The sequence below is a fragment of the Carboxylicivirga sp. M1479 genome, assembly GCF_007097485.1.
Classification (GTDB): Bacteria; Bacteroidota; Bacteroidia; order Bacteroidales; family Marinilabiliaceae; genus Carboxylicivirga.
This window is the reverse complement of record NZ_VKDE01000010.1, coordinates 68,824-83,421: the sequence shown is the minus strand read 5'-3', so window position 1 is coordinate 83,421 and position 14,598 is coordinate 68,824. Positions and strand designations below refer to the sequence as shown.

Annotated in this window: 9 protein-coding genes; 8 read left to right on the top strand and 1 reads right to left on the bottom strand. The window is 37.6% G+C overall.

The features are described from left to right. Positions 1-63: 63 nt before the first annotated feature. From FNN09_RS07990 to FNN09_RS07975, 4 genes are all read left to right on the top strand, one after another. Positions 64-3,210, top strand: coding sequence for a discoidin domain-containing protein (locus FNN09_RS07990; protein ID WP_185968931.1), 3,147 nt, complete (start codon positions 64-66; stop codon positions 3,208-3,210). Between the two features lie 247 nt (positions 3,211-3,457). Further along, on the top strand, positions 3,458-4,849 hold the full coding sequence (locus FNN09_RS07985) for a sugar porter family MFS transporter (protein WP_143301272.1): 1,392 nt from the start codon (positions 3,458-3,460) through the stop codon (positions 4,847-4,849). 69 nt (positions 4,850-4,918) lie between these two features. Further along, the gene (locus tag FNN09_RS07980; protein WP_221932452.1) at positions 4,919-8,251 is read left to right on the top strand and encodes a DUF5107 domain-containing protein; all 3,333 of its coding nucleotides are present in this window, start codon (positions 4,919-4,921) and stop codon (positions 8,249-8,251) included. Between the two features lie 73 nt (positions 8,252-8,324). Continuing rightward, positions 8,325-8,852, top strand: coding sequence for a DUF4625 domain-containing protein (locus FNN09_RS07975; RefSeq protein ID WP_143301270.1), 528 nt, complete (start codon positions 8,325-8,327; stop codon positions 8,850-8,852). 738 nt (positions 8,853-9,590) lie between these two features. Here FNN09_RS07975 and FNN09_RS07970 read toward each other — a convergent pair. Then, entirely contained in the window at positions 9,591-9,980 is a 390-nt protein-coding gene (locus FNN09_RS07970; RefSeq protein ID WP_143301268.1) for a transposase, read from the bottom strand. A 1,200-nt stretch (positions 9,981-11,180) separates the two neighbouring features. On the opposite strand from FNN09_RS07970, the gene mobC reads away from it, so the two are divergent. The 4 genes from mobC to FNN09_RS07950 all read left to right on the top strand — a co-directional run bounded on the left by mobC (position 11,181) and on the right by FNN09_RS07950 (position 14,566). Continuing rightward, positions 11,181-11,558, top strand: a complete 378-nt coding sequence (gene mobC, locus FNN09_RS07965; protein WP_143301266.1) for a plasmid mobilization relaxosome protein MobC — start codon at positions 11,181-11,183, stop codon at positions 11,556-11,558. 82 nt (positions 11,559-11,640) lie between these two features. After that, the gene (locus FNN09_RS07960; protein ID WP_143301264.1) at positions 11,641-12,906 is read left to right on the top strand and encodes a relaxase/mobilization nuclease domain-containing protein; all 1,266 of its coding nucleotides are present in this window, start codon (positions 11,641-11,643) and stop codon (positions 12,904-12,906) included. A gap of 68 nt (positions 12,907-12,974) precedes the next feature. Continuing rightward, complete coding sequence (locus tag FNN09_RS07955) at positions 12,975-13,295, top strand: helix-turn-helix transcriptional regulator (RefSeq protein ID WP_143301262.1); 321 nt, start codon at positions 12,975-12,977, stop codon at positions 13,293-13,295. Continuing rightward, on the top strand, positions 13,295-14,566 hold the full coding sequence (locus FNN09_RS07950; protein ID WP_185968930.1) for a type II toxin-antitoxin system HipA family toxin: 1,272 nt from the start codon (positions 13,295-13,297) through the stop codon (positions 14,564-14,566). Before FNN09_RS07955 ends, FNN09_RS07950 begins: the two co-directional genes overlap by 1 nt. Positions 14,567-14,598: the final 32 nt, after the last annotated feature.

Genomic DNA, 14,598 nt, shown 5'->3' with positions numbered 1-14,598 from the left:
GTTAGTGTTATGATTAGGAAAATGTTTTTGTTAAAATGTTTGGGGTGTTTTTTATTATTCATGATGAGCTTTAGCTTGGTAAGTGCTCAGAATACAATATCACTTCAAGGGAAATGGAAAGTTAAGCTCGATCCGGAAAATATAGTTAAGCAAACCGAACAAATCAGTGAGGATTTTGATGCCGAAGTTAATTTACCGGGTACAACCGATATTTTTAAACTTGGAACGGCATTAAATACGGATACAATTCAGAAGCCGTTTAAGCACTTGTTTAGAGAGTTTTCGTTTGTTGGTAAAGCATGGTATCAACGTAAGGTAACTATCCCTCCGTCGTGGAAGAACAAAATCATCGACTTAAAATTGGAGATGGTTAAATGGACATCGGAACTTTATATTGATGGTCAAAAAGTGGATACGCAAAATAGTCTTATTGGACCCCATAGATACGACCTGACGGATTATTTGACTCCGGGGGAACACACCATTACAATTGCAGTTGACAATACAAAAAAGTATGATGTTGGCCTGTCTCATGCCTATACCGAAGAAACACAAACAATTTGGAATGGTATTTTAGGTGATATGGATATAACAGCGAATGATGCGATTAGTATCAACCATGTTGCCACTTATCCTGATTTGAAGAACAACCAGGTACGACTTCTTATAACTGTCAATAACAGTCAAAAAAAGACTGCAAAAGGGGAGTGTATTGTTAAGGCTAAAGTGGGTAGTCATGCGGTTAAAGAGATGGTGTTAAAGCAAAGCTTTAAAGCTGGCATAAATACAATTGAATTGAATTATACCTTAGGAGAAAAACAGTTTCTTTGGAGCGAGTTTACACCCAATGTATATGAACTAAATGCGTCCATTTTCGGAGGTAAAGGCAAAAAACAGTTTAAGAGCTCATATGCCACTACATTTGGGATGAGAGAAATTATCTCTGATAAACATTTTTTTAGATTAAACGGGGATAAAATATTTTTAAGAGGAACACTAGATTGTTCGATATACCCTAAAACTGGCCATCCGCCAACAGAGCTCAATGATTGGTTAAAAATTATGCAAGCCACTAAAGATTATGGCTTGAATCATATTCGCTACCATTCTTGGTGTCCTCCTAAAGCAGCCTTTGAAGCAGCCGATCAATTGGGAGTTTACCTTCAAGTAGAATTGCCTAGTTGGAGCTTTGCTTTTGGTAAAGATTCGCTGGACAATAAATTTTTTAATGCTGAAGCAGATCGTATCATTGCTGAGTATGGGAATCATCCATCGCTGTGTTTATTTACGCTTGGTAATGAGTTGGAAGGTGATTTTGATTATATGAATAAAATGGTAATGGGACTACGAAATCGCGATTCTCGTCATTTGTATTCAGTTACTGCTTTTACCTTTCAAAAAGGTCATGGCAAGTGGCATGAGCCATCTGATCAGTATTTCATTACGCAAATCACAAAGAAAGGCTGGGTAAGAGGACAAGGCTTTTTTAATGACTTTGCCCCTAATAGTAAAGATGATTACCGTGCATCTATCGAAGGAGCAGAAGTACCTTTGATTGCGCATGAAATTGGTCAGTATTCTGTTTATCCTAATATGGAAGAGATCGTTAAGTACGATGGTGTTTTGAACCCTCATGCATTAGTTACTATCCGCGAAGACTTACGTGAGAAAGGATTGTTGGATCAAGCTGCAGACTTCACATTGGCGTCTGGTAAACTGGCAGAACTACTTTATAAGGAGGAGATGGAGCGCTCGTTCAGAACTCCTAATCAAGCTGGTTTTCAGTTGCTGCAATTAACTGATTTTACAGGGCAAAGTACGGCTCATGTTGGACTTTTAGATGCATTTTGGGAGTCAAAAGGAATCATTACTCAGGAATCATTTAAAGCATTTTGTTCAGAATCGGTTCTTTTACTTAGAACCGCACAATTTATTTACGAAAATGACCAGCATTTCAACGGTATTCTTGAGTTTGCCAACTATTCAGCAAAAACCTTGAACAAGGTTACCCTTGAATGGATGCTTAAAGATCAGCAAGGCACTATTTTTAAAGAAGGTACTATTCGTAATAAAACTGTTCAACAAGGGGAATATTTTATTTTTGGTGAATTGGATATTGATTTATCTGCGCTAGAAAAAGCAACAAACCTTACTTTAACAGCTCAGATTAAAAATACAGATATTGTTAATAGTTGGGATTTGTGGGTTTATCCAACAAATAAAGAGGTAGGCTTAAGCAAGGTATTGGTGACTACAGATTTGGATGAAGCCATCGTAGCTCTAAATAAAGGAAAACGAGTGGTTTATACACCATCGTCGCGAAATATTAAGAAAAAAGTGAATGGCAAATTCGTGCCAGTATTCTGGAGCCCTGTTCATTTTCCTAAGCAGGCAGGCACAATGGGTATTCTGTGTGAACCAGAACATAAAGCTTTGGTCGATTTCCCAACAGATTTTCATTCCAATTGGCAATGGTGGGATTTAACACGGGAAATGTCTGCCATTGATATTTCTGCATTAGACTCCGAAATTGAACCTATTGTACAAGTCATTGATAATTTTGCTCGTAATGCTAAATTGGCTGGTATTATGGAGGTAAAGGTAGGTAAGGGCTCTTTGTTAGTATCAGCATTTGATATTACCAATAAACTAGAAGAGCGACCAGTGGCACGTCAGCTTAAACAGTCGTTGTGTGCCTATGTGGCAAGTACAGACTTTAATCCAACTGTTGAAATAAATGAATCAGATTTGAGAGATTTATTTTTGAGTCATCATCCATGGCAGAATTCTGCTGTTGTAAAAAGTACACCAGGACAAAAAGGCTATGAAGCTAAGAAGGTACTGGATGGTGATCCGAATACTTTGTGGCATACTCAATGGGGAGGCAATGAGCAAGAAATGCCTCATGAAATTATTATTGATGCCTCAGAACAAATTTCCATCAAAGGGATTCGCATTGTTCAGCGCGGCACGGGTAAAGCAAATGGACGTGTGAAAGATTTTGAGGTGTATATTAGCCAGGATGGTCAATTCGGTGAACCCCAAGTAGTAGGTCAATGTAAGGAAGGTGAGCTATATCATAATGTTATGTTTTCGCAGAAATATATGGATGAAAGTCGCTTTAAATGCAGGTTCATTAAGCTTAAGATTCTTTCATCTGAGAATGGGAATCCATATACAGCCATTGGAGAAATTGAAATTATTGAGTAAGGCATTCTCTATAAAGTAAATTGCATTTTATTGTGCATGTTTTTGTATTGGTTATCGATGTAAAAGCATGCACATTTTTTTATAATATATTATAGTGCATTGATTAACTGGTGATATAGAGTTGGTTTGTGTTTTGGCGGCTTTTAGATGATATGATAGAAATGTCCATGTGATAACCTAAATCATCCATTTTATATTTACCTGAAGGATGCTTTTTTTGTATTAGTTAATTAAAGTCCTTTTTAAAATGAATAAGACGAAATATAATACACGTTACTTGTTAGGCATATCAATGGTGTCTGCATTGGGAGGTTTGCTTTTTGGGTACGATTGGGTTGTTATTGGTGGAGCAAAGCCTTTTTATGAGCAATTTTTTCAAATTGCTAATCAACCAGCCATGCAAGGTTGGGCAATGAGTAGCGCTTTGATAGGATGTTTAGTAGGTGCCGTATTGTCAGGTATGTTAAGTGATCGATATGGGCGAAAAAAGTTGCTGATTTTTGCAGCTTTCATGTTTACATTATCCGCTATTGGTACAGGCGCAACCAATAATTTCACCATTTTTATTATTTACCGTTTGATTGGCGGTGTAGGTATTGGATTAGCATCTACTTTATCACCTATGTATATAGCAGAGGTAGCACCTGCTGAGATGCGCGGTAAGTTTGTTTCGTTAAATCAGTTGACCATTGTATTGGGTATTTTGGCCGCTCAAATCGCAAACTGGCAAATTGCAGAGCCTGTTCCAGAATATTTTACCGATGCTGATATCCTGGCATCATGGAATGGACAAACAGGGTGGAGATGGATGTTTTGGGCTGAAACACTACCTGCAGGCCTCTTCTTTATTCTGATGTTTCTGATACCTGAGAGTCCAAGGTGGCTGGCAAAATCGGGTAAGGAGTCGAAAGTAGAAGCTATACTTAAGAAGATTGGTAATGCCGAATATGCACATCAGGAGTACATCAATATCAGAGCAACTCTTAATAGTAAACAAGAAGAGTTTAGCTTTCGAAGTTTATTAAAACCAGAATTAAGAAAAGTAATAACAATTGGTGTTGTTATTGCTATTTTTCAGCAATGGTGCGGCATTAACGTAATATTCAATTATGCCGAAGAGGTGTTTAAAGCTGCTGGCTTCGGTGTTTCAGACATCCTAATGAATATTGTTATTACTGGTATTATTAATGTTGTATTTACATTCGTGGCTATTTTTACCGTGGATAAGTTAGGCCGACGAACATTGATGTTAATCGGTTCGCTAGGGTTAAGCTTCGTATACATTCTAATAGGAGCAGCATATTTCTTTAATATTTCAGGATGGGTATTATTGGTAATGGTATTGGTAGCCATTGCAACTTATGCCATGTCGTTGGCTCCTATTGTTTGGGTGGTGATTTCAGAGATATTCCCAAATAGAGTTAGAGGTGCAGCCATGGCGATATCTACCATTGCATTGTGGACTGCCAGCTTTCTGTTGACATACACGTTCCCGTTACTAAATGATACTTTGGGTGCTGCTGGCACATTTTGGTTGTATGGATTGATTTGTTTGGCAGGTTTTATCTTCATTAAAAATAAGTTACCTGAAACCAAAGGGAAATCATTGGAACAAATTGAAAAAGAAATAATAAAGTAGTTAAAATATAGCCTTTTTTCTGGTTGATGGGTTCTCACAAGAGTGCATACATCGGAAAAATATCAAAATATGAAAGAGATGGAATCTGTTAAAGCGTGGCAAGAAAAGTTGAACATTCCTACTTACGAATTGGGAAAGTCAGAAGTTAATCCCGTGTTTTTTGAAAAAAGAGTTTATCAAGGGTCTTCAGGTAAGGTGTATCCTGTTCCTTTTATCGACAAAGTGTATGATCATAAAGTGGATAAAGACTATCAAGGAGCAATGCTTGAAAATGAGTTTGTAAAATTAGTGATGCTGCCCGAAATAGGTGGTCGTATTTTTGAAGCTCAGGATAAGACTAATAAAGATTATAATTTCTTTTATCAACAAAAGGTAATTAAGCCAGCGTTGGTTGGTTTAGCTGGGCCTTGGGTTAGTGGGGGTGTTGAGTTTAACTGGCCTCAGCACCACCGTCCGGGTACCTATTTGCCAACAGATGTTTACATCGAACATGAAGCTGATGGTGCCAGAACTATTTGGATGTCAGAATATGATTCAATGTACCGATTGAAAGGAATGCATGGTATTAGGCTTCGCCCGAACAGCTCATTAATTGAATTGCGTGGACGCTTGTTTAACCGCACGCCCTTAACACAAACATTCTTATGGTGGGCTAACGTGGCGGTTGAGGTACATAAAGATTACCAAAGTTTTTTCCCACCTGATGTGCATTATGTGGCTGATCATGCAGTGCGTGCTCAGAGTAGTTTTCCTCATGCCGAAAATGAATATTACGGTATTCCATATCACCAAAGACAAGGGGCAAACGATTTACGTAACTACAATAATATTCCTGTTCCAACCAGTTATATGGTTTGCGACACGAAGTATGATTTCTTTGGTGGATATGATTTTAAAGCTGATGGTGGATTTATTCATGTGGCCAACCGTCATATTGCGCCTGGTAAAAAACAATGGACTTGGGGTAACGAGGATTTTGGTCGTGCATGGGATCGCGAGTTGACTGATGAAGGTGGACCATACTTTGAATTGATGGCAGGAGTTTATACCGATAATCAACCAGATTTTACTTACTTGTTACCATATGAGACAAAAACATTCTCACAATTCTGGTGGAGTTATAAGAACTTAGGACCGGTACAAAATGCCAATAAAGATTTGGCTATCCGCTTAGAGGTACAACAAGGAAATAAACTGGATTTAGGTGTTGCAGCTAGTAGTAAATTCGAAAACCTAAAGTTTGTATTGCTGATTGGAAACGAGAAGAAGATATTTGAAAATATTACAGTATCGCCTGATGTTCCATGGAAAGATAGCAGCATTCAGATTGAAACGGGACAAGAAAATAGTGTATCACTTATTGTCTTAGATGAAACAGGTAAAGAGTTAATTGCCTATCACCATCGTGAAGTGAGCAAAGAGCGTAATCGTAAGTTGGCATTTGAGCCTAAGCAACCAGAGGAAATTGAAAGTGCTAACGAACTGGAATTAATTGGTGAGCACCTAGAATTGTATCGCCACCCAACTCGTTATCCCGAGCCTTACTGGAGAGAAGCGATTAAACGTGATCCTAAAAGTTACAAATCATACATTGCATTGGGCCGTGTTGAATTGAAAAATGGTAAGTTTGCTGATGCTGAAAAGAATTTTCGCACAGCAATAGATATCATGACAACTTATCATCCAAACCCGGCTTCGGGCGAAGCGCATTATTTCTGTGGTCTGGCGTGTTCGTTGCAAGGTAAAAAGGATGAAGCGTATGGATTATTCTACAAATCAACCTGGAATTCAGAATGGCGTGCTTCAGCTTATTATCAGGTAGCAACCTTAGATTGTTTGAAAGGTAATTATGAAACAGCTTTAGAGCATATTGAGGCGTCGTTGGATACTAATCGACAGAATAATAAAGCTTATATCTTGAAAGCTGTAGTTCTTAAATATCAAGGTGAAAAAGAAGCTGCTCAACAAGTACTTAATGAGTTGTTTAAAATAGATTCACTAGACCAATGGGCTAAGTTTGAATTAGCAACGTTAACGGGTAATTTTGACAAATTCATTGAATCATCTCGTAACGATGCTCAAACCGTTATTGATATCGCCATTGATTATGCTGAAGCAGGCTTTTATCAAGAAGCGATTGATGTAATAGAGTTGCATCATAAAAACGAAATACCTGAATGTGCTGTGCCAAACCCAATGGCTAAGTCAATTATGACAGAATATGTGTTGGCTTGGTTGTATGCTTTAAAAGGTGAGACTGCAGTCTCAAAAGATATTTTGAATAAAACAAAGTCAGCTTCATACGATTATGCATTCCCATCGCGTATTTATGAACAAATTGTTTTGGAATGGGCATTACAGGCTGATGAAGAAAATACCTTAGCAGCGTATGGTTTAGGTAACTATTATTTCAACCTGAAACGTCATGAAGATGCAATTGCAGCCTGGGAAAAAGCAGCCAAAGCTAACAGTACTTATGGTACATTGTATCGTAACCTAGGTATTGCTTATTGGAATACTTTTGAAGAAGGAGAGAAAGCCAGAACTGCCTTTATGAAAGCAATTGAGTTGGCACCAGACGATATGCGTATTCGTTACGAGTTTGATCAATTACGTAAAAAGCTGAATGATGATCCTAAAGATCGTCTGGAAAGTTTATTAGCGATAAAAGATCAAATCACAACACGTGATGATTTTTCTGTGGAATTGGCTGCATTATATAATTTCACGGGAGATTATAATAGTGCATTGAGTTTAATGGCAAATCGTAACTTCCATCCATGGGAGGGGGGTGAAGGCCAGGTGTTACGACAGTATACCTATGCATGCCTGAAGTTAGGGCAAGTAGCTTTACAGCAGGGGGATGCTGAAACAGCACTGACTTATTTCACTAAATCGATGGATACACCAGATAATTTAGGTGAAAAATACCATCCTTTACAAGCAGTAGCGCACATCAATTATTGGAAAGGAATGGCTTTAAAAGCAATGGGTAAAAGGGACGAGGCAAAAGTTCATTTCGAAGCCAGTACTAACGAAGAAGGAGATTTTATTGATATGGCCGTTAGTGCTTACTCTGAATTATCGTACTATAAAGCACTTTCTTTACGTGAATTGGGAAAAACAGAAGAGGCAAATGATTTATTGAATAAGATAAAAGAGTTTGCTGATGCTAAATTGAAAGAACAAGTAAGAATTGATTACTTCGCAACTTCGCTACCATTGTTATTGGTTTTTGAAGATGATATTCAAAAACGTAATACAATAGATGCCAAATACTTAATTGCATTAGCAGAAGAAGGATTAGGGAGTCAAGACAAGGCTGATAAGCTTGCTGACGAAATAATGGCTTTAAACTCAATGCATGTGGGTGCTGCCGATTTAAAGTTGGAAGTTGTTTGATGGTTGGTTAAATTCTTGTTTATACATCCTTAAATTTAACAAAAAGAGGAGTCGCTGAAAAAGTGTAAATATTATGAAGCAGGAGAAAGGTTCTCCTGCTTTTCAATTGGTTTTTGATGTATTAATTGATAACTGCTTAATCTGTAAGGAAATGATGAAAAAACTTATGTCAATAATTAGTATATGGGCAATCATGTTCATATTAATCTCATGTTCAAAAAGTAATGGTGAAGATCCTCAGCCTGTTGATGAACATCCACCGACAATGAATATTACAAGCCCTACAAGTGGTGCATCTATACCTAAGGGAGCCAATCTAATATTGGAGGGAATTTTCGAAGATGACATTGCATTGAAAGAACTTAAAGTTAGCTTGATTGCTCCCGAGGAATTGAAGGCATTAAACGGAATAAAGGATCCTTGGGCGCCAGCCGATAATGTAATTGCACTTACAGGTACTAAGCATATACTCGAGGCATATTTATTGTTTAATGAGAATGTTCCTGCAGATTGTTTGAGTGGAACCTATAAGTTATTACTCGAACTGATTGATGCGAAAGAGAAAGTGACAACAAAAACGATTGATATTGTTGTTTTTTAAATTTAAGTTAATTACAATTTATATTAATAGCCGAGTTCGACTAATGTCTAAGTTATTTATGTTACGTCGAACTTGGGATGATGATTAGGCTATTTACGCTTGTCTACAGGTTTTCTGACCAAATAGTCTTATTCATCGTTTACCTTAATCTACTTTTTTACTCCTTACCTATAAAGTTTTTGCAATATACTGCGCGTTGAGGTTAGTGGTGGCGTGAGTGATGAGTATGTCAGAAATTAAAAGATCATAGCTACTTAGGATGATATCTACTAATACATTACACTTTGAGCCGAAATATTTGATGTTGGATTCGGCACCGAGGTAATAGAATCAAATTGGGATTGGTGGTTTTTGTCCTGAAGGAACTTTAAAAATTAGTTTGCTATAGTGGTGAATAATTTTGAATATCTTTTAGTACCTATATGGACATGAAATCTATGATAATCTGGTAGATAGTGAGAGTTAAATAAAGTCTCTCTGATGCACCTTCCACACCATCTGTCATACGAATCGGTACCAAGGAGGTTCCCAGTGCATCTTCGAAGAAACGATTAGACGTTTATATCTCGTTTATAGTATCCAGCGGAGAAACATCATTTTTGTCTTTTTTCGGATTCCGTCCTATCATCAATTGGGGAGTCTTCTCTAAGTATTTGACTTATATTGGTTCTCAATTCAGTGACTTCCACTTTTTATGTTGTAATCCCCATCCTTAAAAACATAACTACAAGAGGTTAATCATTGCAGGATGTAAACCACTTGGCTAAACAACTTATGGATGTGTTTCTTCAAACGTTTACTTCTAAAGTCGTTGATGCACGAATGTTTTGGGAATTGTTTTCCACTTAGCCACATATAAGCAATGCTTTCTGTCAAGGCCTGCTCCATCTTTCGGCATGAAAACACATTACTCAGATAACTGTAAAACAATACCTTTAGTAACATACGGGGATGATAACCTTTACAACCACCAGCCTTATAACTCCTAACGATATCGTTTAAATCGAGCTCATCTACTACTTGGCTAACTATACGAACAGGTGCGTTCTCTGGAATAAACTCATCAAGGCGCGATGGGAACAATTCAGATTGACCTTGATTATAGGGCTTGAAATTGATTTGTTTCATGCCATAAGATACTTAATATCAGGTACATAAGTAAATAAAAGTAGCTGTAATTAATTGATTATGAACGAAAAAAGAGGGAATCCGTTTTTGGACACCCTCATTTCAGTACCGAAGGCGGGACTTTATGAGTCTACGCAACGCTTATATTTTCAGTAAGTTATAACTGTATAATTTTAGTAGTCACCCATTGGTCACTTTTGATATAATTGACTACAAACAAAGGTGAAAAAATATTATAGCTATCATGCAAATGTAATCTTTGCATGCAATAAATATCATTATCAACTATTTTACGTATATAATTTTAACCATCTTCTGCCAATAGACAGAGCTCCCTCCCAAAAGAAAAAATACACGGCGCATGCCATGTTTTTCTTCATCTTTTTAATCATTTCTGCCGTATAGTGTATCGCTCCTCCGTAAGAATTGGAAATAGAACTTTCGCTCAATGCAAGGGCGACATATCTGGATGTCGTTTATCTACCCTTGCAGAAGAAGAAAGGACTATTAAATTTTGAAGGAGGAGAGAGGAATGGACGGTAGAAATTTGATGTTTATCACTTCAATTTTTTGAGAAAATAATTTTCATTTTTCTTCGAGCTGTTTGTGAAAAATGACGTCCAAATTCGGAAAATAGTACCATTTGATTCGATTTGATGGATTTTGCTTATTTATTAGTAATAAATGAGTTGGTAATTTAATAAGACAGAATAACACCCAAAAATTACCACCATGAAAATCAAAGAAATTTTTAAGAGCCATGCTTTTTTATACATGCTTCAGCAAAGGTGTGAACGGTCATGGTTTGATGCAAAAGTGTTCGGCATAAACGCGCCAGAATCATTCCAACACATTTTCTTTCCCACCGCACTGGCCCAACAGCAAAAAGCTTGTTATTATTGCGTCCCGCAAAATACATGCCCATTGCTCTGTCCGCTCAAAATCTGTTCGAACTGATTCTTCTTTCCATCGCACGAGGCTTTTTATTCCGCTTCCTTTTGCCAAACATGACCTTTCAAAATGGGTGGCTTACGCATGTAAAAAAGACCCATTGTATGTAAAAATCGGATAGAGAAAACAGTGTTAGAAATATCTCTTACGAAGTGGATGCAAGATGTGTTTTTTAGTACCTAAAAAACGAAAAAAACTTGCCCGGTGGGACTCAAACAATATCTAGGTATAAGCTAATAAATTCACGTGATGGGACGAAGTAGAAATAACGCTGAGAGGCGTATAATCCAATTTAAAATCTATCTGACTAAATCGGAAAAGAGAAAGATTGTTGAACACGTCAAGCTAGAGAAATTTAATTCCTTTAGTGATTATGCCCGAGAACGACTTTTGAAACAACGCCTGTCAAAACATATTACGGTCAACAACAATTACATTCGAACCTTTAAAACGATGGATTACAACCTGACCAAAATAGGCACCAATCTCAATCAAGTGGCACACAAGTTGAATGCCTACAATACTTATATGCTGACAGAAGAAGACCAGCAAACGTTTAAGGAGTGCTTCGAGCTGTTGAAGCGTTGCTATGAGGTATTGGGACAACATCTTCGAAAAATCAAATAAGTAGTGGTCATAAAAATCCATCAAACAGCATCAAGCAAAGAAGCCTTTTGTTTATCCCAAAGTTCAGCGTTTGGAACAATAGGTGGCCATCGAGAAAGGCAATAAACGTTGTAGGAATAAATGTTTTCATGCGTCAATCAACCCGACAAATTCAGAGATAGAAAAACTAACAAAAGATGGACTTAAAAAGGAAATTGATACTTTTATGAAACACATGGGCTATGGACAGCAACCTTACTTTGTGTACGAGCATGCCGATATACAACGCACACATTTTCACATTGTATCCACACGCATTGACAGAAACTCGGGCAAGCAAATAAAAAACAGCAACGACCGCTATGTAATCCAGGATTTTATCAAGCAAATAAATCAGCAATATGACTTAGTTGAAACACAAAGCCTTGGCAATCTACATCTTATGTCATCAGCGGATAGCCCGAACCTTAAAGCGAGCATTCAAGAGGTGTTTCACCTATTAAACAACTCGAATATCACCGACCGGCAAGAATACCAGGATGTTCTGAAAGCATTCAATCTGCAATTATATCAATCAAAGCAAGGGCAAAGCATTCTGGTTATTGACCAGGATAGCAAAATAGTGAGACATTCTATAAAACTTTCAGCTTTTGAGGAAAAGCCACAATACAACTTCAAACAAGGGCACACTATTAATTCTAAGCAGCAAGAAGAGCTTAAAAATCAGGCAGAGCAGATTCTAAAAGAATTGATAAAGCAATACCGCTTTTATACCAAAGAAGAGCTCAGAAGAGCTTTTTTGAAGTACAATATGGTTCCTTATCAAATCAGTAAGAATGGTAATTATAACATCTATTCGCCCCGTCATCAAACAGTTATAGATGCTCAATTCCTACTAAAGAAATACAGCGTTCGATTAAAGGATTTTACCTTAACCAAGGAGCAGTTTAAAGGCATTGTAAAAGATTATACAGCACAGTTGTTACGGCAAAATCCGAACCTGATTGATGCCATTGTGGATAAAGAAGAATCGTCAATTGCAAAAGATAAAAAACGAATTGTACTAAAGGAATTAAACCTTTCAAAGAGTGAGTTATATAAAGAATTTATGAGCCATATAAATAATCAACAGCAAGAAGTAGTTGATAAGGCCATTCAATCACATTTTGCATACCTGGTAGCTAAGCAACTTCAATATGAAAATTCTCAACGAGCCCATCAGCTGCAACATACTGAGATTAGCTTTTGGCAACGGATAAATCACCAGTTGGTTATTGAGTTATTAAACTATCGGGATTGGGAGCATCGAAAAAGTACACGCCAAAGAAAGAAGAATACGATAAAACGAAGAAAAGGAAGGTACTTGTAGAAGGTGAATGTTATAGTGTAAAATAAAATTGCTTAAATATGCTATATTTGTAAAATATATTTTACTGTATGGCTAAAAAGAAAATCATAATTCTTCCCAAGATAAAGCGTATTTTGTCCGAGATGGGTGAAAATATTAAGTTGGCACGTTTGCGACGTAAATTGAGTTCAGAGCAAGTGGCTGAACGTGCTAATATTAGCCGTCCAACCTTGTCAGCTATAGAAAAAGGAGCTGAAACAGTAAGCATTGGTGCATATTTGTTAGTGCTTCAGGTTCTTGGTCTGGAAAAAGACCTGAGCACTATTGCAAAAGATGATGAGTTGGGCCGAAAATTACAAGATGCTGAGATAATTACACCTAAACGGGCACCTAAGAAGAAGAGTGAGTGATGAAAGAGGATAAAAGAGAAATACTGGTTTATGCGCATTGGGTTGGGATGGAGGAACCCCAGTTGATGGGGATATTGTATTCCAAGCGACTTAAAGGTAAAGAGCTATTCTCCTTTGAATATAATAAGCAATGGCTGAAAAACCAATCTGTACAAGTTTTAGACCCGGGTTTACAATTGTATTCTGGATTACACTATTTGAATGAAGAGCAATCTAACTTTGGTATTTTTCTGGATTCATCACCGGATCGTTGGGGACGTATTTTAATGCGTCGTAGAGAAGCTGCTTTGGCACGCAAGGAAGAACGTACAGAGCAAAAATTTTTTGAAACAGATTATTTATTGGGTGTTTTTGATGAGCACCGCATGGGTGCAATACGCTTTAAGCTTCATGAAGATGGACCTTTTATAAACAATAACAGGGAGATGGCAGCGCCTCCATGGACTTCATTACGTGAACTAGAACAAATAAGTCTTCGTCTGGAAGAGGAGGATGTGATGGATGATCCAGAGTACTTACGTTGGTTAAGTATGCTGATTGCGCCGGGAGCCTCATTAGGAGGAGCAAGACCCAAAGCCAGTATTCTGGATGATAAAGGAGTGCTCTGGATAGCTAAGTTCCCAAGTCGAATTGACCAGGGAGATATAGGAGGATGGGAAATGGTGACCTATGAAATGGCTATTGCTGCAGGAGTCAATATGGCGGAATCACGCGCTCAGAAGTTTTCTTCCAATTACTATACCTTTTTAACAAAGCGTTTTGACAGAACGGAAATAGGAGAACGTATTCATTTTGCATCGGCGATGACAATGCTGGGCTATTCAGATGGACAAGATCATGCTGATGGTATCAGTTATCTGGAACTAGTGGAATTTATTCAGAATTATGGTGCTAATGTCAAGGATGATTTGGAAGAGCTTTGGCGCCGTATTGTATTTAGCATCTGTGTATCTAACACAGATGATCACTTACGCAATCATGGTTTCATTTTGACTAACAAAGGCTGGTTGTTATCACCGGCCTATGACATCAACCCAGTTGAGACAGGTATGGGATTAAAGCTAAACATCTCGGATGAAGATAATGCGCTTGATTTGGAATTGGCTATACAGGTTGCTGAGTTCTTCCGATTGACGGAAGCACGTGCACATGCAATTATTGACGAGGTAAAAAAGGCTGTTAGAACATGGAGGAATGTAGCTGATAAATATGGTCTATCTAGAGCAGAGCAAGAGTTAAAAGCAATGGCTTTTAGGTTGGTAGAAGAGTAAGCTTGTTAAAACCTCACATAACTAAGAATGAA

What these genes read in the sequence shown, in the direction of transcription:
- FNN09_RS07970 (WP_143301268.1), bottom strand. Translation starts at nt 9,980, where the DNA reads ATGAAACAAATCAATTTCAAGCCCTATAATCAAGGTCAATCTGAATTG.
- FNN09_RS07985 (WP_143301272.1), top strand. Translation starts at nt 3,458, where the DNA reads ATGAATAAGACGAAATATAATACACGTTACTTGTTAGGCATATCAATG.
- FNN09_RS07980 (WP_221932452.1), top strand. Translation starts at nt 4,919, where the DNA reads ATGAAAGAGATGGAATCTGTTAAAGCGTGGCAAGAAAAGTTGAACATT.
- FNN09_RS07955 (WP_143301262.1), top strand. Translation starts at nt 12,975, where the DNA reads ATGGCTAAAAAGAAAATCATAATTCTTCCCAAGATAAAGCGTATTTTG.
- FNN09_RS07975 (WP_143301270.1), top strand. Translation starts at nt 8,325, where the DNA reads ATGAAGCAGGAGAAAGGTTCTCCTGCTTTTCAATTGGTTTTTGATGTA.
- mobC (WP_143301266.1), top strand. Translation starts at nt 11,181, where the DNA reads ATGGGACGAAGTAGAAATAACGCTGAGAGGCGTATAATCCAATTTAAA.
- FNN09_RS07990 (WP_185968931.1), top strand. Translation starts at nt 64, where the DNA reads ATGAGCTTTAGCTTGGTAAGTGCTCAGAATACAATATCACTTCAAGGG.
- FNN09_RS07950 (WP_185968930.1), top strand. Translation starts at nt 13,295, where the DNA reads ATGAAAGAGGATAAAAGAGAAATACTGGTTTATGCGCATTGGGTTGGG.